Annotated in this window: 19 protein-coding genes; 12 read left to right on the top strand and 7 right to left on the bottom strand. The window is 68.9% G+C overall.

From position 1 onward, the window contains the following. Positions 1-42: 42 nt before the first annotated feature. The 3 genes from ACFVWL_RS06010 to ACFVWL_RS06000 form a co-directional block, all read right to left on the bottom strand. Positions 43-282, bottom strand: a complete 240-nt coding sequence (locus ACFVWL_RS06010) for a hypothetical protein (protein WP_387179797.1) — start codon at positions 280-282, stop codon at positions 43-45. 90 nt (positions 283-372) lie between these two features. Beyond that, positions 373-1,290, bottom strand: coding sequence for a DUF808 domain-containing protein (locus ACFVWL_RS06005; protein WP_387179794.1), 918 nt, complete (start codon positions 1,288-1,290; stop codon positions 373-375). A 76-nt stretch (positions 1,291-1,366) separates the two neighbouring features. Then, positions 1,367-2,092: a FadR/GntR family transcriptional regulator gene (locus ACFVWL_RS06000; protein ID WP_387179791.1), complete on the bottom strand. Its 726-nt coding sequence runs from the start codon at positions 2,090-2,092 to the stop codon at positions 1,367-1,369. Between the two features lie 128 nt (positions 2,093-2,220). Here ACFVWL_RS06000 and ACFVWL_RS05995 point away from each other — a divergent pair, with 128 nt between their 5' ends. The 11 genes from ACFVWL_RS05995 to msrA all read left to right on the top strand — a co-directional run bounded on the left by ACFVWL_RS05995 (position 2,221) and on the right by msrA (position 14,523). Continuing rightward, positions 2,221-3,819, top strand: coding sequence for an ABC transporter substrate-binding protein (locus ACFVWL_RS05995; protein WP_387179788.1), 1,599 nt, complete (start codon positions 2,221-2,223; stop codon positions 3,817-3,819). Positions 3,820-3,897: 78 nt separating this feature from the next. Continuing rightward, on the top strand, positions 3,898-4,854 hold the full coding sequence (locus ACFVWL_RS05990; protein ID WP_387179786.1) for an ABC transporter permease: 957 nt from the start codon (positions 3,898-3,900) through the stop codon (positions 4,852-4,854). Position 4,855: 1 nt separating this feature from the next. Beyond that, on the top strand, positions 4,856-6,907 hold the full coding sequence (locus ACFVWL_RS05985) for a dipeptide/oligopeptide/nickel ABC transporter permease/ATP-binding protein (RefSeq protein WP_387179783.1): 2,052 nt from the start codon (positions 4,856-4,858) through the stop codon (positions 6,905-6,907). Then, complete coding sequence (locus tag ACFVWL_RS05980) at positions 6,904-7,704, top strand: ABC transporter ATP-binding protein (protein ID WP_387179780.1); 801 nt, start codon at positions 6,904-6,906, stop codon at positions 7,702-7,704. Before ACFVWL_RS05985 ends, ACFVWL_RS05980 begins: the two co-directional genes overlap by 4 nt. Before the next feature lie 16 nt (positions 7,705-7,720). After that, positions 7,721-8,674, top strand: a complete 954-nt coding sequence (locus ACFVWL_RS05975; protein ID WP_387179777.1) for a dihydrodipicolinate synthase family protein — start codon at positions 7,721-7,723, stop codon at positions 8,672-8,674. After that, positions 8,674-9,609 carry an ROK family protein gene (locus ACFVWL_RS05970; protein WP_387179774.1) on the top strand — a complete coding sequence of 312 codons (936 nt, stop codon included), beginning with the start codon at positions 8,674-8,676 and terminating at the stop codon, positions 9,607-9,609. The genes ACFVWL_RS05975 and ACFVWL_RS05970 overlap by 1 nt, the downstream gene beginning before the upstream one ends. Continuing rightward, positions 9,606-10,292 carry an N-acetylmannosamine-6-phosphate 2-epimerase gene (locus ACFVWL_RS05965; protein ID WP_387179771.1) on the top strand — a complete coding sequence of 229 codons (687 nt, stop codon included), beginning with the start codon at positions 9,606-9,608 and terminating at the stop codon, positions 10,290-10,292. The genes ACFVWL_RS05970 and ACFVWL_RS05965 overlap by 4 nt, the downstream gene beginning before the upstream one ends. Beyond that, positions 10,289-11,209 carry a DUF4862 family protein gene (locus ACFVWL_RS05960; protein WP_387179768.1) on the top strand — a complete coding sequence of 307 codons (921 nt, stop codon included), beginning with the start codon at positions 10,289-10,291 and terminating at the stop codon, positions 11,207-11,209. Before ACFVWL_RS05965 ends, ACFVWL_RS05960 begins: the two co-directional genes overlap by 4 nt. Positions 11,210-11,392: 183 nt before the next feature. Then, the gene (locus tag ACFVWL_RS05955; protein ID WP_387179766.1) at positions 11,393-13,354 is read left to right on the top strand and encodes an exo-alpha-sialidase; all 1,962 of its coding nucleotides are present in this window, start codon (positions 11,393-11,395) and stop codon (positions 13,352-13,354) included. Positions 13,355-13,486: 132 nt separating this feature from the next. Next, positions 13,487-13,981 (top strand): peptide-methionine (R)-S-oxide reductase MsrB, encoded by a 495-nt coding sequence (gene msrB, locus ACFVWL_RS05950; protein ID WP_387179763.1) that lies wholly within the window; start codon positions 13,487-13,489, stop codon positions 13,979-13,981. Beyond that, positions 13,978-14,523 carry a peptide-methionine (S)-S-oxide reductase MsrA gene (msrA, locus tag ACFVWL_RS05945; RefSeq protein WP_387179761.1) on the top strand — a complete coding sequence of 182 codons (546 nt, stop codon included), beginning with the start codon at positions 13,978-13,980 and terminating at the stop codon, positions 14,521-14,523. Before msrB ends, msrA begins: the two co-directional genes overlap by 4 nt. 72 nt (positions 14,524-14,595) lie before the next feature. Here msrA and ACFVWL_RS05940 read toward each other — a convergent pair whose 3' ends face one another. Both ACFVWL_RS05940 and ACFVWL_RS05935 read right to left on the bottom strand, forming a co-directional pair. Beyond that, positions 14,596-15,396 carry an alpha/beta fold hydrolase gene (locus tag ACFVWL_RS05940; protein ID WP_387179758.1) on the bottom strand — a complete coding sequence of 267 codons (801 nt, stop codon included), beginning with the start codon at positions 15,394-15,396 and terminating at the stop codon, positions 14,596-14,598. Positions 15,397-15,454: 58 nt separating this feature from the next. Further along, positions 15,455-15,820: a DoxX family protein gene (locus ACFVWL_RS05935; RefSeq protein ID WP_387179756.1), complete on the bottom strand. Its 366-nt coding sequence runs from the start codon at positions 15,818-15,820 to the stop codon at positions 15,455-15,457. A gap of 67 nt (positions 15,821-15,887) precedes the next feature. Here ACFVWL_RS05935 and ACFVWL_RS05930 point away from each other — a divergent pair, with 67 nt between their 5' ends. Then, positions 15,888-16,325, top strand: a complete 438-nt coding sequence (locus ACFVWL_RS05930; RefSeq protein WP_387179753.1) for a winged helix-turn-helix transcriptional regulator — start codon at positions 15,888-15,890, stop codon at positions 16,323-16,325. A gap of 131 nt (positions 16,326-16,456) precedes the next feature. Here the strand turns inward: ACFVWL_RS05930 and ACFVWL_RS05925 are convergent, their stop codons facing one another. Then, positions 16,457-17,908, bottom strand: coding sequence for a catalase (locus ACFVWL_RS05925; RefSeq protein WP_387179751.1), 1,452 nt, complete (start codon positions 17,906-17,908; stop codon positions 16,457-16,459). Between the two features lie 65 nt (positions 17,909-17,973). Next, positions 17,974-18,396 carry a Fur family transcriptional regulator gene (locus ACFVWL_RS05920; protein ID WP_387179748.1) on the bottom strand — a complete coding sequence of 141 codons (423 nt, stop codon included), beginning with the start codon at positions 18,394-18,396 and terminating at the stop codon, positions 17,974-17,976. Positions 18,397-18,548 lie beyond the last annotated feature (152 nt).

Below are 18,548 nucleotides of genomic sequence, written 5' to 3'. Positions count from 1 at the left end.
CGTCTCCTCGGGCAGACACCTTCGTCGCGCTCGCCGGTGGACTCAACCCGACGAGGTCGAGGCGGTCTCGATGGATTTCAGTCGGGAGGTGATGGCGGCGAACCCTGCTGACCAGGCCGCGCCCAGCCCCGCGGCAGTGGCGCTGGCAGCAGTGAGCTGGCCACCGGACTCGCCGATGGCGGCGAAGACGAACCAGACCGCGGCCGTACCGATCCCCACGATGGCGATGGCGGAGATCAAGCGCCGGGTCCGACGCAACTGCGTGGCGTGATCGGTGCTCATGCTCCGATCAAACCGGAGCGGACGACGGGCCGCATCCCCCGCGCGGCGGATAGCGACGGCTCGGGCTGGGGCTCGGGCTGGGGCCCGGGCTCAGACGTGGACGTCGGCGGGGGATTCCTCGCCCTCGTGGAAGCTGGGGGTCTTGCCGAACAGCCGTGCGATGCCGAGCACGATCCCGACGATGAGCAGCCCCAGAATGAGACCGGCGATCGCGGAGATGATGGTGTCCACCACCCAGACGACGACCGGGCCGAGGTTGTGGAGCGCGTGCTCCACGCCGTGCAGCACGTCGACCGGGAAGTGCCAGCCGACCTCGCCCAGATTCACGAGCACGAGGTGACCTCCGACCCAGAGCATCGCTACGGTGCCGAGGATGCTGATGAAGCGGAACACCGCGGGCATCGAGCGCACGATCCTGGTGCCGGTGTGACGCACGCGCTGCACCGAATTCTTCGCCATCTTCAGGCCGATGTCGTCGATCTTCACGAGCAGCGCGACAGCGCCGTAGACGACGCCCGTCATCAGGAGGGCGATCACGGCGAGGATCGCCAGCGTCGCCCAGATGTCGAGACCCTTCTCGAGGCTCGCCAGCGAGATGAGCATGATCTCGGTCGAGAGGATCAGGTCGGTGCGCACGGCACCCAGGACGAGCTTCTTCTCGTCACGCGCACCCTCATCGGCATGGCCGTGCTGCACGCCGAACCACTCCAGCACCTTCTCCGCTCCCTCGAAGCAGAGGTACGCCCCGCCGAGGATCAGCAGATACGGCAGCACCCACGGCGCGAATGCGGTGAGCAGGAGCGCCGCCGGGATGATGATCAGGAACTTGTTCGCCAGCGAACCGAGCGCGATCTTGCCGACGACGGGCAGCTCGCGTGCGGGCGTGATGCCCTGCACATACTGCGGGGTGACCGCGGCGTCGTCGATCACGACACCCGCCGCCTTGGCCGAGGCCTTCATCGCGGCGCTCAGGATGTCGTCGACGACGGCGAGCAGTCCAACGGACATGGGCGGTTCCCCTCGAAAGGTGTGCGGTGCGGAGGTAACTCTATCGAGTCGGAGGGGCTCCTCCCGGCAGCAGGGCTCAGCCTCGTGAATCCTCCGCCGCGCTCGCGAGCACGCGCTGCAGCGGCTTGTAGTGCTCGACAACAGCTCGCCGGTAGCGCTCGACATCGCCGGAGCGCGCCGCCTCGAGCATGTCGCCGTGCGCCTTCGCCGTCTTGTGGATGTCATCGGGCTGCGGGATTCCCAGCTGGGGCAGCACAGCCGTGTGCACATCCCAGAAGGCGCCGACCAGCTGGCCGACCAGGCGGTTGCCGATCGCGCCGAAGAGGCGTGTGTGAAACGCCCGGTCCTCCTCGAGGAAGTGCTCGCCGCGCTCGGCCTTGTCGACCATGTCGGCCACGAGGGCATCGAGCTCGGGGTCGGGATCCTCCTGGGCGGCTTCGACCACGCGCTCGGCCATCGACAGATCCAGTGCCAGGCGCACCTCCACGACTTCGCGCAGCGCCTGCAGGGATCCCTCGGGAGACAGCACACCGCGGAACACGAGGGCTTCGACCATCGGATCCAGCGACATCGGCCCCACGTACGTGCCATGGCCGTGTCGCACATCGACGATGTCGAGGGTCGAGAGGGTTCGGATCGCCTCGCGCACGGAGGATCGCGAGACGTCGAGCTCGTCACAGAGCTCGGTCTCGGTCGGCAGCGGGTCGCCCGGCGTGAGTCCGCGGGTCAGGATGAGCTGCTTGATCTGATCCGCCGTGGTCGAGCGCCGCATGCGTGACGCCCTACTCGTGGTGGACTTCATGGGGCTCCCTCTCGTGCCTGGCAGAAACGTTCCGATCATCTCACTCTTGTGATCTGATCGAACCTGTGTTTAGAGTACATCAGACATCAGATGTCCTCAAGATGTCCCCCCACCACCCTGGAGCACACATGAACCGACACATCACCCGCCGCCGCGCGGGTCGATTCGCGATGGCGGTCGCCGGCACAGTCGCCGCGTCCATCGCCCTCGCCGGCTGCGGCGCGGGCAGCACCAGCACCCCCGACGAGAGCGCGGCCGCGAGCGAGATCGACCCCGACGGCATCATCGAGGCGGGCATCTCGTACACGCTGAACGGCAGCTTCGACCCGATGGTCGCGTCCGGCGCCGTCACGGTCTCGGCGAACTGGCACATCTTCGAGGGACTGGTCGACCTCGATCCCGTCACCCAGAAGGCGGCCCCCGCGCTCGCGGCCGACCTGCCGACGAAGATCGACGACACGACCTACGAGCTCGACCTCCGCGACGGCGCGACCTTCCAGAACGGCGACCCGGTCACGGCAGACGACGTCGTCTTCAGCTACGACCGGGTGCTCGACCCGAACAACAACTCGCTCTTCCTGTCGTTCGTCGACTTCATCGACACGGTCACCGCCGTCGACGACGACACGGTGCGGATCACCACGGACTACCCGTTCTCGCTGATCAACGACCGCCTCGGCGTCGTCAAGATCGTGCCGAAGACGGTCGTCGAGGCCGACCCCGAGGGCTTCGCCGCCAACCCGGTCGGCTCCGGCCCGTACTCTCTGGTCTCGGCGGTCCCCGAGGACAAGCTCGTCTTCGAGCGCTACGACGACTACAACGGACCGCGCCCGGCGCTCGCCGCCGGCATGAACTGGAACCTCCTCGCCGACGCATCTGCCCGTGTCACCGCGATGTCGACCGGCACCGTGCAGGCGATCGAGGACGTGCCGTACATCGACGTCGACACCCTCGCCTCCGCTGCCGATGTCGAGAGCGTGCAGTCGTTCGGTCTGCTGTTCATGATGTTCAACACCAAGGCGGCGCCGTTCGACGACGTCCGTGTGCGCCAGGCCCTGCACTACGCCCTCGACATGGACAAGATCATCGGCACCGGCATGCTCGGCAACGCCACGCCGGCGACGTCGTTCCTGCCCGAGACGTACCCGAACTACCACGAGGCATCCACGGTCTACACCTACGACCCCGAGAAGGCGAAGGAGCTGCTCGCGGACGCCGGCGTCTCCGACCTGTCGATCACGCTGCTCACCACCGACACCGGATGGGTCAAGGAGGTCGCTCCGCTGATCAAGGAGTCGCTCGACGCGATCGGCATCGACACCACGCTCGATATCGGGCAGTCCGCCTCGATGTACGAGAAGGTCGACTCCGGTGACTACACGGTCGCCGTCGCCCCCGGGGACCCCTCGGTCTTCGGCGTCGACCCCGACCTGCTCATGAACTGGTGGTACGGCGAGAACGTCTGGACCCAGACGCGCACGAACTGGGCCGACTCCCCCGAGTATGCCGAGCTGCGCACGCTCCTCGACACCGCCGTCCAGCAGGAGGGCGAGGAGCAGCAGAAGACCTGGGATGAGGCGTTCGACCTCCTCTCCGACCAGGCCGTGCTCTACCCGCTGTTCCACCGCAAGCTGCCGACCGCGTGGAGCGGTCAGGAGCTGGTGGGCTTCCAGCCCGTTCCCACCACCGGACTGTCGTTCCTCGACGTCGGCGTGGCTGCGAAGTAGCACCCGACCGAACCCCGACGGGGGTGCACTCACCCGAAGAGTGCACCCCCGCCCCCTCCCACCCGGAAGGAGCGGCACGTGTCCCACACGCTCCGCCTCATCGGCCGGCGACTGTTGCAGCTGCCGCTGATGATCCTCGGCATCACGTTCCTCGTGTTCTTCGTGATGTCGTTCTCTCCCGTAGACCCGGCGCGCACCGCGCTCGGCGAGACGGCGTCACCCGAGGCCCTCGAGGCCTACCGCGAGGACCACGGTCTCAACCTTCCGCTGTTCGTCCGCTATGTGAACTTCCTCTTCGGACTGGTGCAGGGTGATCTCGGCACCTACTCCGCGCGCAGCCTCCCGGTGATCGACGAGGTCGCCCGCGCCTTCCCCGTCACCCTGGCGCTCACCTTCCTCGGACTCATCCTCGCCGTGATCGTGGCCTTCGTGATCGGCGTCCTCGCCGCGGTGTACCGCGACCGCTGGCCCGACCAGGTGATCCGCATCTTCGGCGTCGCCGCGCTCTCCACACCGTCGTTCTGGCTCGCCATCCTGCTCATCCAGGTCTTCACCCTCGGGCTGAACCTGCTCCCCGCCTCGGGGCCGCTCCCCGACTTCTGGACCGATCCCTCCGGGTGGCTCGCCCGCATGACCCTCCCCGCCATCGCGCTCGCCGTGCCGGTGATCGGTCAGCTGTCCCGCGTCGTGCGCACCTCGATGGTCGAGGAACTCGACCGCGACTATGTGCGCACCGCTCTCGGCGCCGGCATTCCACGGGTGATCGTCGTGGGCCGCAACGTTCTGCGCAACGCCCTGATCACCCCGGTCACCGTGCTCGGACTCCGCATCGGCTACCTGCTCGGCGGCGCGGTCGTGATCGAGATCATCTTCGCCATCCCCGGCATGGGAACGCTCATCCTCAACGGCGTCACCAACAACGAACCCAACCTCGTGCAGGGCGTGACGCTCGCCGTGGCGCTCGCCTTCGTCGTGATCAACATCATCGTCGACCTCCTGTACGTGCTCATCAATCCTCGAATCCGGGCGGTGTGACATGCGACGCAAACTCACGGAACGGCTCTCCGTCCCCGGCCTCCGCTGGGGTCCGCTCTCTCTCGGATCGATCATCTGCATCGGCGTGCTGGCGATCATCGGCCTGGCCGCGATCTTCGCGCCGCTCATCGCCCCGTTCGACCCGCTGGCCTCCGGAACGCCGGTGCAGCCGCCGAGCGCGGAGCACTGGTTCGGCACCGACCGTCAGGGCCGCGACATCTTCTCGCGCCTCGTCTACGGCGCCCGCTATTCGCTGGTGATCGGCATCGGCGCGACGCTCGTCGCCCTGTTGGCGGCCTGCGTGCTCGGGACCATCGCGGCCACCGCCCCGAAGTGGATCTCCGAGACGCTCATGCGCATCATGGACGTCGTGATGTCGTTCCCCGGCATCGCGCTCGCCGCCGTCTTCGTGGCGGTGTTCGGCAAGTCGCTCCCCGTGCTCGTACTCACGATCGCGTTCCTCTACGTGCCGCAGCTCACCCGAATCGTCCGCGCCAACATCCTCGACCAGTACGGGGAGGACTACGTCTCCGCCGTGCGCGTGATGGGTGCGGGAACCCCGCGCATCATCGTCCGGCATGTGGCGCGCAACGCGATGGCCCCCGTGCTGGTGTTCGCGACCGTGCTCGTCGCCGACGCGATCGTGTTCGAGGCCTCGCTCTCGTTCCTGCAGGCCGGGGTCCCCGACCCCGAGCCGTCCTGGGGCAACGTCATCGCCGCCGGCCGCAACCTGCTCATGAGCGGTGCGTGGTGGGCGACCTTCTTCCCCGGCATCCTCATCATGCTCACCGTGCTATGCCTCAACATCCTCTCCGAGGGGATGACCGACGCGATGGTGTCGCCGCGAGCGCGCAAGATCACCGCCGACGCCGCCAACACCGAGGAGTCCACGCACGAGCTCGAGGTCGCCGCGATCCCGGACGACACCCATGCGATCCCCACCGTCGACACGGCGGTGAACCTCTCGGTGCCGAGCGGGGTGCCCGACACCCTGGTGCCGCGCGCCGAAGCCGTCCCCCTCGCCGAGCGGCTCGCCGAGCTGCGTGCGCGCGAGCTCTCTCGGAGCGACCGTCTCGTGTACACGGGCGACGAGAAGCCGCTGCTCGACGTGCAGGACCTGTGCATCTCGTTCCCGCGGCACGGTGATGTCGACGTGGTCGATCACGTCAGCTTCACGGTGCGTCCCGGCGAGACCATGTCACTGGTGGGGGAGTCGGGCTGCGGCAAGTCGATCACCTCGCTCGCGATCATGGGCCTGCTCGACCCGAAGGCCGACATCCGCGGGCGCATCCTCTTCGACGGAGACGACCTGCTGCAGATGCCCCCGAAGGAGCGCAATGCGCTGCGCGGCCACGACATCGCGATGGTCTACCAGGATGCGTTGAGCTCCCTCAACCCGGCGATGCTCATCCGCTCCCAGATGAAGCAGCTCACCTCGCGCGGCGGCACACGCTCGGCCAGAGAGCTGCTGGAGCTGGTGGGACTCGACCCCGATCGCACGCTCGCCTCGTATCCGCACGAGCTCTCGGGTGGGCAGCGGCAGCGCGTGCTCATCGCGATGGCTCTGACTCGCGACCCTCGACTGGTGATCGCCGACGAGCCGACCACGGCACTCGACGTCACGGTGCAGGCGCAGGTCGTGGAGCTGCTCATGCGTCTTCAGAAGGAGCTCGGTTTCGCGCTTCTGTTCGTCTCCCACGATCTCGCGCTGGTCGCCGAGCTCACCCACCGCATCACGGTGATGTACGCGGGGCAGGTGGTGGAGCAGGGCACGACCCGAGAGGTGCTCACCCAGCCCGTGCACGAGTACACGCAGGGACTCCTCGGGGCCGTGCTCTCGATCGAGGCCGGATCCGATCGGCTGCATCAGGTCTCGGGAGTCGTGCCGTCGCCACGGGACTTCCCGGCAGGCGACCGCTTCGCACCGCGCTCCAGCGACCCCGTGCGGTACGCGGGTGTTCCCCCGGTGCGGCGACACATCGAAGGCACCGAGCACTACTACTCCGCGCATCCCGACGATGCGCCCGTCGAGGCGATCGGAGCAGGACGATGAGCGAACCCGTCATCGAGCTGAAGGACGTGCGCGTCCGCTACAAGACGCGTGCCTCCTCTCTCTTCCGGCCCGAGTACGTCGATGCGCTCGCAGGCGTCTCGCTCACCGTGAAGCGTGGGCAGACGCTCGGCATCGTCGGCGAGTCCGGCTCGGGCAAGTCGACATCGGCCAAAGTGCTCATCGGCCTCGAGAAGCCCACCAGTGGGCAGGTCGTGTTCGGGGGCGAGCCGGTGCGATCGTTCACGCCCGCCGTACGCAAGCGGCTCGGCCGCATCCTCTCCGTCGTGTTCCAAGATCCGGCGACCGCCCTGAACGCGCGGATGACGGTGCGCGACGCGCTGCTCGACCCGCTGCAGGTGCACCGCCTCGGCAACCCGTCGACCCGGAGTCGCAAGGTGCGCGACCTGATCGGTCTCGTCGGACTGCCGGCATCGGCCCTCGACGCCCTGCCCAGCCAGCTCTCGGGTGGTCAGCGCCAGCGCGTGGCGATCGCCAGGGCACTCGTGCTCGACCCGCAGGTGATCGTCGCCGACGAGCCCACCTCGGCGCTCGACGTGTCGGTGCGCGCGCAGATCCTCAACCTGCTGACCGACCTGAAGGATCAGCTCGGGCTCGGCATGGTCTTCATCTCCCACGACATCCAGACCGTCCGCTACCTCTCCGACGAGATCGCCGTGATGAACAAGGGACGAGTCGTCGAATTCGGCGATGCGGCCCGCGTGTTCGAGGCGCCCTCCGACGACTACACCAGAACGCTGCTGGGCGCTGCGCCCTCGCTGCTCGAACCCCACCACTGAAACGACCGGAACACACATGTCTGCTGCCTCCTCCGCCTCCGCCCCCGTCTTCGCGGGCGTCGTCCCGCCCGTCGCCACCCCGCTGCTGGAGGACGGGTCGATCGATCACCCCTCGCTTTCCCGCCTGGTCGACCGTCTGGTCGCCGAGGGCGTGTCGGGGCTGTTCGCCCTCGGCTCCACCGGCGAGACCGCGTACTTCACCGACGACCAGCGTGTCGAGCTGCTCCGCACGATCGTCAGCGCGAACGCCGGTCGGGTGCCGGTCATCGCCGGTGCGATCGAGCTCACGGCGCCACGCATCATCGAGACCGCCCGCCGTCTGGTCGATGCCGGCGCGCAGGCGATCGTCACGACGGCTCCGCTCTACACCCTGAACTCCGCCGCCGAGGTCGCCGACCACTTCCGCACGATCGCGGCGGCCATCGAGGCGCCGCTGTGGGCCTACGACGTGCCGGTTCGCGTGCACTCCAAGCTCGGCATCGACCTGCTCGTGCAACTCGGCGCCGAGGGCGTCATCCACGGCGTGAAGGACTCGTCGGGCGACGACGTCTCGTTCCGCCGCCTGATCGCGGCCAATGATGCGGCGGGTCGTCCGCTGCAGCTTCTCACCGGCCACGAGGTCGTCGTCGACGCCATGGCGCTCGCCGGTGCCGACGGTGTGGTGCCCGGGCTCGCGAACGTGGAGGCCGCGGGATACGTCCGCCTCTGGGACGCCGCGAAGAGCGGGGACTGGGTGACGGCTCGGGCCGAGCAGGAGCGGATCAACCGCCTGTTCGACATCGTGTTCCAGCCGAAGGGGCTGTCGGGCGATGCGACCGGAGTCGGAGCATTCAAGGCGGCGATGCACGCGCGCGGCATCATCGACCATGCCACGATGGCGAACACCGTGCAGGCGCTCGATGCCGACGCGGTCGCCGGGATCCGTGACATCCTCGACGAGCTGCACCTGCTCCCGGTCGCCGTGGCCTGATGCGTGAGGTCGTCCTCGCCGTCGACATCGGCGGCACCAAGACGGCCGCAGCGCTCGCCGACCGCGACGACACGCTGCTGCGCACCGAGGTGTCGGCGACTCCCGCGGCGGAGGGCCCGTCGGCCGTCGTGGCCACCGTCGTCGCGCTCGCCGAGCGCCTGCTCGCCGATACCGGGCAGCGTCTGTCGGGCGTCGGCATCGGCACGGCGGGAGTCGTCAACGCTCGAAGCGGCACGATCGTCTCCGCCACCGACACCTTCGCCGACTGGCCCGGCACGCCGTTGGCCGCGCTCGTGCGCACGGGTCTCGGCGCGCACCTGATCCCGGATGCCCTCGTGGAGGTGCAGAACGACGTCGACGCGCACGCGGCGGGGGAATACCGGCACGGCGCTGCGTACGGCTCGGCGAGTGCACTCGTCGTCGCGGTCGGTACCGGGGTGGGCGCCGGGGTCATCCTCGACGGCAGGGCGGTGCGTGGGGCACATCATGTCGCGGGTGAGATCGCCCATCTGCCGGTGCCGGGGGCCGCGCACCTGCGCTGCCCGTGCGGGCGCTTCGGCCACCTCGAGGCCATCGGGTCCGGCATCGGGCTGCACCGGCACTTCCTGTCTCTCGGGGGAGACTCCGGCATCGTCGATGCGCGGGGGGTCGCGGCGACGGCGGTCGCCGGAGACCCCATCGCCCGACGCGCCCTCGACGAGTCGGCCGCCGCCGTGGGGCGGGCCCTCGCCGGCGCGGCGACGCTGCTCGATCCCGAGCGCATCGTGATCACCGGCGGCGTTCCGAACATCGGCGACGGCTGGTGGCTTCCGATGCGTGCGGCCTTCCGCGCCGAGGCGATCGACGCGCTCCAGAGCACACCCATCCTGCCGGGCACGCTCGGCGACGACGCCCCGCTGCGCGGAGCAGCGGCATCAGCTTGGAGGAAGCCATGAGATTCACCGACACTCTCGAGCGGCTGAGGGGCGGTCTGATCGTCTCGTGCCAGGCCTACCCGGGTGAGGCCATGCGCGACCCGCGCACGATGGCGCAGGTCGCCGCGGCCGCCCTGGTCGGAGGAGCGGCGGGCGTCCGCGTGCAGGGGATCGACGACATCCGCGCGACGGCCGACCTCCCCGTGCCGGTCGTGGGGCTGTGGAAGGACGGTGACGCCGAGGTGTTCATCACTCCGACCCTCGGTCACGCGAAGGCCGTGGCCGATGCGGGGGCGGACATCGTCGCGCTCGACGGGACGCGGCGCCCACGGCCGGATGGGCTGACGCTCGCGGAGACGATCGAGGGTCTTCGTGCGCACACCGATGCGCTGATCATGGCCGACTGCGGCTCGCTCGACGATGCCATCGCCGCCGAGGCCGCCGGTGCCGACATCCTCGGCACCACGCTGTCGGGGTACACAGGCGAGCGCCCGAAGACTCCCAGCCCCGACCGGGAGCTCATCGAGCTGATCACCGCGGACTGCCGGCGCCCGATCGTCGCGGAGGGGCGCATCCACACTCCGGCGCAGGCCGCGGCTGCGATCCGCGCCGGTGCGTTCGCGGTGTGCGTCGGCACCGCCATCACGCACCCGTCGACGATCACGACGTGGTTCGCTGGAGCAGTCGCGGGAGCCCGCTCATGACCGCTCCAATCCTCGTCAGCGCCTATCCCGCCTCCCCGGCGCACACGCGCTGGTTCCCCGAGCTGGAAGGGGAACTGCTGCCCGCGCTGTGTGCGCTCCCCGGGGTCGCCGGACTCGAAGTGCCGTGGATGGGCGGGCTCCATCCGCACGATGAGGCCTGGTTCCTCGCGAACGTTCCGGCCGTGCCGCTCGCGGTGACCGCCATCCCATTCGTCATGGGGCGCGTGGGCGCCGACCCTCGGTACGGCCTCGCGTCGACCGATGAAGAGGGTCGGACGGCGGCCGTCGCCGACCTGCGCCGCGTCGCCGTCGACGTCGCCCGCATCGAGCGCGAGAGCGCCGCATCCGTCGCCGTGGTGACGCTGCACACGGCACCCCGCGCGACCGGAGCCGTGGAGCCGCTCGTGAGATCCCTCCGCGAGATCGCCGCGCTCGACTGGTCGGGTGCGCACCTGGTCGTGGAGCACTGTGACGCCTTCCATCCCGGCCGGGCCCCCGAGAAGGGATTCCTCACGCTCGACGATGAGATCGCCGCGATCCGCGCGGCGGGAGTGCCGATCGGGCTGTGGCTCAACTGGGGCCGCTCCGCGATCGAGCTGCGCGATGCGGATGCCGTGACCGCGCAGATCGCCGAGGCCGCGGCTTCCGGGCTCCTCGTCGGTCTGACATTCTCGGGCGCCGCCGCCGCGCAGAGCCCCTACGGTCCCCCGTGGGCAGACGCGCATCTGCCGATCGCCTCGACCCACCCCGAGTCCGGTTCGCTCCTCGATGACGCGCATGTGGCGGCCGCGCTCGCCGCTGCCGGTGACGTCGAGTGGTTGGGGTTGAAGACGGCCCGGCGTCCCGACGACATCACCGCCGCCGATGCGCTGCGCACGGTCACGCGGAACCTCGAGGTGGTGCGCGCCGCAGGCTGAGCGGAGGACGGGCGGTGTGCCGTCGGCGACGCTTCGTCGACGGGACACCGTGCGTGTCCGCGGTCGGGCGACCGTCTCCAGCTCAGCCGGAATCGGCTCTTGTCCAGCGGATGACGCCTCGCTAGAGTGACTTGAAATCAGACATCAGACGTCAGATTTCCGCACGAACAGAAAGGTCTGTCCATGCACGCTCCCGCCTCATCCGCCTCTCGGAGTCGCCGTCGGCACTGGCTGCGATCCGGCACGATCGGAGCGCTGGTCCTCGCGCTCAGCCTTCCCGCCGCCGCGGCCTCCGCTTCCGCGGCACCCGGCTACCTGACCGACCCGAACGCCGACCCCGGCGACTATCTCGAGCAGAACATCGGGGCCGACCGCACCGCTGCGAACTACTTCTACCGCATCCCCGCGCTCGCCCACCTCGGCGACGGCGTCGTCATCGCGGCGTGGGACGCCCGCCCGGGGAGCGCGACAGACGCCCCCAATCCGAATTCGATCACCCAGCGCCGCTCGACGGACAACGGTCGCACCTGGGGCCCGCTGCAGATCATCGCCGCAGGGAAGGCGGGGAGCGGCCAGTACGGCTACTCCGACCCGAGCTACGTCGTCGACCGCGAGAGCGGTCGTGTCTTCGCGTTCTTCGTCTACTCCAAGGATCAGGGATTCCAGGGGAGCGCCTACGGAGACGACGACGCGAACCGGCAGGTCCTGAGCGCGGCCGTGATCCACTCGGACGACGGGGGCGTGACCTGGAGCGCACCGCGGCTGATCACCGACGTCGCGAAGACATCGAACGGCACGACCAGCGGCGGCGTGTACACCCCTGTCGCGGGGGACGTGAAGGGAGCGTTCGCCACCTCGGGCGAGGGGATCCAACTGCGGTACGGAGCGCACGCCGGACGACTTCTCCAGCAGTACGCCGGCACAGTACGGCAGGCCGACGGATCGACGGCGTTCCAGGCGTATTCGGTGTATTCCGATGACGGCGGAGAGACCTGGGAGCGCGGCGAGTACGTCGGCACCGGGATGGACGAGAACAAGGTCGTCGAGCTCTCCGACGGGCGCGTCATGCTCAACTCGCGCGACAGCTCCAACGGGCGCCTGCGCAAGGTCGCGATCTCCACCGACGGCGGTCACAGCTACGGCCCGGTCACCCGCGACGCCGAGCTGCCGGATCCCACGAACAATGCCTCGATCACCCGCCTGCACCCGGACGCCGCGGAGGGAAGCGTCGACGCGAAGAAGCTCGTCTTCACCAATGCCAACAACGGCGCCAACGGCGACCGCGTGAACGGGTCGGTGCGGCTCTCCTGCGACGACGGCGAGACCTGGCCGGGGCTGCGCTCGCTCGAGACGGGAACCTTCGCCTATTCGAGTGCGACGGCGATCGACGACGGCAGGGTGGGCGTCCTGTGGGAGGCGGGCTCCACCAACACGATGCAGTTCTCGTCGTTCGATGAGGCGTGGATGAATGCGGTGTGCGCGCCGCTGTCGGTGCCCCAGACGACCCTCACTCCGGGAGCGGCCACCACCGTTCCGGTCACGGTCACGAACCAGGAGGCGTCGGCGCTCAGCGGGGCGGTCACCTTCCACACCACGGCCGGGTGGAGCGCGACCACCGCACAGGTCTCCGGTCTCGCACCGGGCGCGAGCATCACCGTGAACGTGCAGGTCACCGCCCCGCAGGGGACCGCCGGACCGCAGCGACTCCAGGCCGCATTCACCGCCGCCGACGGTCGCCTGAGCCAGACGACAGCGACGCTCACCCTCCCGCAGTCGTCGGTGCTCGGGGCGACCCTCACCGCGACGAACACCTCGGCCGCGCGAAACGTCACGACGAACCCGTACACCGCGGGGGAGCAGCTGAGCTTCCGGGTGCGGGTCGTGAGCACGGCGGGCGTCGTCACGGTCGTGACTCCGGCGACGAACACCTTCACCGCGGGCTTCGCTCCCACCGCGTGCCGATGGATGAACCTTCCGGCGTACGACGCCTACAACTGCAGCACCCCGCGGCGCACGCTCACGCAGGCCGACATCGACCGCGGCTGGTACACCCCGGAGTTCTCCTTCACCGTGGCCCCGGCCGACGGCTCTGCCCCCGCGGTCACCGTGACCCACGTGGGCGCTCCCGTGGCGCTACGCGGCTGACGCCCGTCGCCCCTCCGACGGGCGGCCCGAAAACTCACAGCCCGCTCCCAGGGCTGCGGGACCAAATCGGGCCGCTCGTCGGTTCTCCTTCTATGACGGCGCAGCCAGCGACGTCGGACAAGGAGTCAGATCATGTCGAACGACTACGGCAAGACCCCCGAGGCCGTCAGCGGCCTCACCCCCCTGCAGTACGAGGTGACGCAACAGGATGCGACCGAGCCGCCGTTCCGCAACGCGTACTGGGACAATCACGACGACGGCATCTACGTCGACGTCGTCTCGGGAGAGCCCCTGTTCTCGTCGACCGACAAGTTCGACAGCGGCACCGGATGGCCGAGCTTCACGAAGCCCATCGACGCGCACGCGGTGACCACTCGCACCGACCGGACGCTCTGGATGAAGCGCACCGAAGCGCGCTCCGCGAACGCCGACAGCCACCTGGGACACGTCTTCGACGACGGACCCCGGGCCGAGGGCGGACTGCGTTACTGCATGAACTCGGCGGCCCTCCGCTTCATCCCGGCCGGCAGTCTGGAAGAAGAGGGGTACGGTCGCTACAGCGCCCTCTTCGCACACCCCACCACCGATACCCCCGAAACTTCCGACACCGCTGAGGAGCAGTCATGACCGATTCCGGAAACATCACCCGCACCCCCGGCACCGAGACGGCCGTGCTCGCCGGCGGCTGTTTCTGGGGCATGGAAGACCTGATCCGCCGCCAGCCCGGAGTGCTCGACACCCGCGTCGGGTACACCGGCGGCTCGAACGACCATGCGACCTACCGCAACCACCCGGGCCACGCCGAGGCCGTGGAGATCGTGTTCGACCCGACGAAGACGACCTACCGCGACATCCTCGCGTTCTTCTTCCAGATCCATGACCCGTCGACGCGGGACCGCCAGGGCAACGACATCGGGTCCAGCTATCGCTCCGCGATCTTCCCGCTCTCCCCGGAGCAGGAGACCGTGGCGCGCGACACGATCGCCGACGTCGACGCCTCCGGCCTGTGGCCCGCGAAGGCCGTCACCACGATCGAGCCGGCCGGCCCGTTCTGGCGGGCCGAGGAAGAGCACCAGGACTACCTGATCAAGTACCCCAACGGCTACACCTGCCACTTCCCGCGTGCGGGTTGGGTGCTGCCGAAGCGCGACGAAGCCGCCGCCGTCTGACGCGGATCCCGAGCGTGGCCCGGTCGTCTCTCGACCGGGCCACGCTTCTGTCTGCTGCGCCTCCTCGGCGGGCTACGCCTCCGCGAGGAAGGACACGGCCGCGTCCTTGAAGTCGCGCGAGCCCGGGGCGTTGAAGTGGTTGCGGTTCGGGATCTCGAAGAACCGTCCGTCCGGGGCGGCTGCGGCCAGCGCCCGGGAGCCCTCGATGATCGCGTCCTTCGATCCGGTGGCGAAGAGGATCGGTCGCGTCGGCGCATCCGAGGGGTCGGGGTCGATCATGCCCGACGCCCGCATGCCCTCCGCGAGCGCGACCAGCGCCTGCAGGTCGTTGCCCGGCACCCGCTCGGTCAGCGCGATGTAGTTCTGCGTCGTCTGATCGGCCACCGGTGTGCCGTCGGCGATGTACGCCCGCACCTGGTCGAGATCCAGACGTGCCAACGGAATGCCGTCAGGCACCCCGCCCAGCACTGCCCGTCCGATGCGGTGCGGCAGCTCGCGCACGACCTCCCAGCCCACGCGTGCGCCGAGGGAGTAGCCGACGTAGAAGGCGTCGTCGACGAGGTACGTGTCCATCACGGTCTCGACATCCGTCACGAGCGTCCGGATGCGGTAGCCGTCGGGGTCGTGCGGCTTCTCGCTGAGGCCGTGCCCGCGCTGGTCCAGCGCCAGCACGCGATAGCCCGCACGCGTGAGCTCGCGCACCCAGCCGGTGAGCACCCAGTTGTCGCGCGCGTTCGAGGCGAAGCCGTGAACGATCACGACGACCGGGGCGTCGAGTTCCCCCCAGGTGTAGGTCGCCAGTCGGGTGCCGTCGGCGGCGTACACCTGCTGGGGCTCGGGCATACTGGTCAGGTCGGAGAGAGGGACAGCCACCCCTCCATCTTGGCCCTGTTCTCGCGTCTGCGGCTCGGCGCCGTCCCCGCCCTTCGGCTCAGAGCACGACGAGGAAGCCGAGCACCGCGCTCGCGACGCCCAGCACGGCGAGCACGAGTGCGGGGGCGGCGGACTCCTTGCGGCGCACGTGCACGACGACCGCGCCGATCATGATGATCGCGATCCCGGTGCCGGCGAGGGCGGCGAGGAGCGGGGCGATGCCGGTGGCGAGGGGCAGGATGAGCCCGACTGCGCCGATCACCTCGAGGGCCGCGATGGCCTTGATCGTCCCGGCGGAGAAGTCCTCCGTCCATGCCATGCCGCGTTCGGCGAGCGTCGCCTTCGGCGTGACGAGCTTCATGAAGCCGCCGCCGAGCATGGCGAGGGCGAGCAGCCCGTTGACGATCCAGAGTGCGATGAGCATTCGAGGTTCCATTCTGTGTGTTTGTTACGATCGGTAACCGACCGAACATCAACAATGGAGGATGCGGATGGCGACTGCAAAAGGCACACCGATGTCACTGACGCACATCGATGAGTCCGCGCTCGCCGGATTCCCCGGCTACGAGAGCTCCTGTTCGATCGATGAAGACGCCGGTCGGGCCATCCGTGAGGTGCTCGACCGCGTCGGCGACAAGTGGTCGCTGCTGGTCATCGCGACCCTGCGTCGCGACCGTCTGCGATTCAGCGAGCTGCTCCGGCACATCCCGGGCATCTCGCAGCGGATGCTCACCCTCACGCTGCGCCAGCTCGAACGCGACGGGCTGATCAGCCGCACCGCTTACGCCGAGGTGCCGCCGCGGGTCGAGTACGAGCTCACCGCGCGCGGCGGGACTCTCATCCCGATCGCGAAGACCATCGGCGACTGGGCCCTCGCGAATCATCCCGCCATCGAGGAGTCCCGCGCGCGGTACGACGCGACGCGCTGAACCCGCCCGATGTCTTCCGGCCCTCGGCGGCGAAGAGCCTGCCGAGCGCTCCCGACGACGAGACCCCCTCCTGTCGCCGGGCGCAGGAGGGGGTCTCGGTGCGAAGACGTGGTCTCAGCCGGTGCGGCCGATCAGACCCGCACGCGCAGAGCGGCGCCGAGCTCGGCGTCGACGTTCGTCCAGTACTGGAAGAAGCGCTCGCGGATGGCGTCGACCGTGATCGAACGACCCTGCCCCGCCAGCGTCTCCAGGAAGCGGGCACGCTGCTCACCGTCGAACACCTCGCGGTAGAGCGTGCCGGGCTGACCGAAGTCGTCGTCCTGGGCATGCAGCGTCGCGGCGGAGCGCTGGATCTCGCCGTCAGCCTCCCAGTTCACCTCCACGCCCTTGGCCGGGTCGGCCTCGGGTCCTCCGGCTGCACCGTACGAGTTCGGCTGGTAGGTGCGGTGCGCGGCGTCGTTGAACTTGTACCGCATCGACCCCTCGTGCTGGTAGTTCCGGGCCTCACTCGCGTGGGGCTGGTTCACCGGCAGCTGGTTGTAGTTCGGGCCGATACGGTGGCGCTGGGCGTCCGGGTAGGCGAAGATGCGTCCCATCAGCATCTTGTCCGGGGAGAGACCCGTGCCCGGCACCTGGTTTCCCGGCGAGAAGGCGGCCTGCTCGATCTGTGCGAAGAAGTTCTCCGGGTTGCGGTTCAGGGTCAGGGTGCCGACCTTGATGCGCGGATAGTCCTTCTTCGAGATCGTCTTGGTGAGGTCGAACGGGTTGAACCGGTAGTCCCCGGCCTCGTCGTACGGCATGATCTGCACGTAGAGGTCCCACTTCGGGAACTCGCCATCGGCGATCGACTGGAACAGGTCGCGTCGGTAGTGGTCGGCATCCGACCCCGCGAGCCGCTCGGCCTCTTCGTTGCTCATCGCTTCGACGCCCTGCTGCGAGATGAAGTGGTACTTCACCCAGAAGACCTCGCCCTCGGCGTTCACCCACGAGTAGGTGTGCGAGCCGTAGCCGTTCATGTGCCGCCAGCTGCGCGGGAGGCCGCGGTCACCCATGAGGTAGGTCACCTGGTGCGCGGTCTCCGGCGACAGCGTCCAGAAGTCCCACTGCATGTCGGGGTCGCGCAGACCCGAGTCGCCCAGACGCTTCTGCGAGTGGATGAAGTCCGGGAACTTGATCGCGTCGCGCAGGAAGAAGGTCGGCGTGTTGTTGCCGACGATGTCGAGGTTGCCCTCTTCCGAGTACATGCGGAGGGAGAATCCGCGCACGTCGCGCCAGGTGTCGGGGGAGCCCTGCTCTCCGGCGACGGAGGAGAAGCGGATGAGCGTCTCGCTCGTCGCACCCTGCTGGAAGACGGCTGCTCGCGTGTAGGCCGACACGTCTTCCGTGACGACGAACTCGCCGAACGCGCCGCCGCCCTTCGCGTGCGGGTTGCGCTCCGGCACCCGCTCGCGGTTGAAGGCCGCGATCTTCTCGACCAGGTAATGGTCGTGCAGGACGGTGGGGCCGTCGGCTCCGACCGTCAGCGAGTGCGTGTCGCTCGCGATCGGGGCTCCGGCCTGCGTGGTGGTGGCAGGTTTCGTCATGGTGTTCTCCTTCTCCGCGCAGGCGCAACGAATACCCCATCCAGGGATGGGTGATCGGCGGACTGCTACTGTGCGGCGTTCTGGCAACTGGGGCAGAGGCCCCAGAAGGTGACTTCGGCTGTCTGGACGGTGAATCCCCCCGTCGAGGACGGGGTGAGACACGGCGCTTCACCGACGACGCAGTCCACGTCGCCGATGGCACCGCAGGAGGTGCAGACGACGTGGTGGTGGTTGTCGTTGATGCGCCGCTCGTAGAGCGCCGCGGAGCCTGCCGGTTCGATCCGGCGGATGAGACCCGCCGTCGTCAGGTCCGCGAGGATGTTGTGCACCGACTGGATCGACGTGGTCGGCAGCACTTCGGACACGGCGCGGTAGAGCCGCTCCGCATCTGTATGGGCCATGGAGTCGAGAGCCTCGAGAACGGCGACGCGGCCCGCGGTCGCCCGAAGCCCGGCAACGCGAAGCGCCGAGTCGAGTTCTGTCTCCATGTCCCGAGCATACCTCGTTTTTTGAATTACTCAAAAGAGGGCATACCGGCATGCTGCGCGGGGAGGATACCGGGATGCTGTCGGGGCGCGACAGGCGGGTCTCGCAAGGATCAGCGAGGTCGGAGCCTAAAAAAGAACCTTGGGTCCAGGGA

Origin of the sequence: Microbacterium sp. NPDC058269 (assembly GCF_042881445.1) — a bacterium.
Lineage (GTDB): Bacteria > Actinomycetota > Actinomycetes > Actinomycetales > Microbacteriaceae > Microbacterium.
The sequence above is the reverse complement of the archived record's forward strand: the minus strand, read 5'-3'. Positions and strand labels throughout refer to the sequence as shown.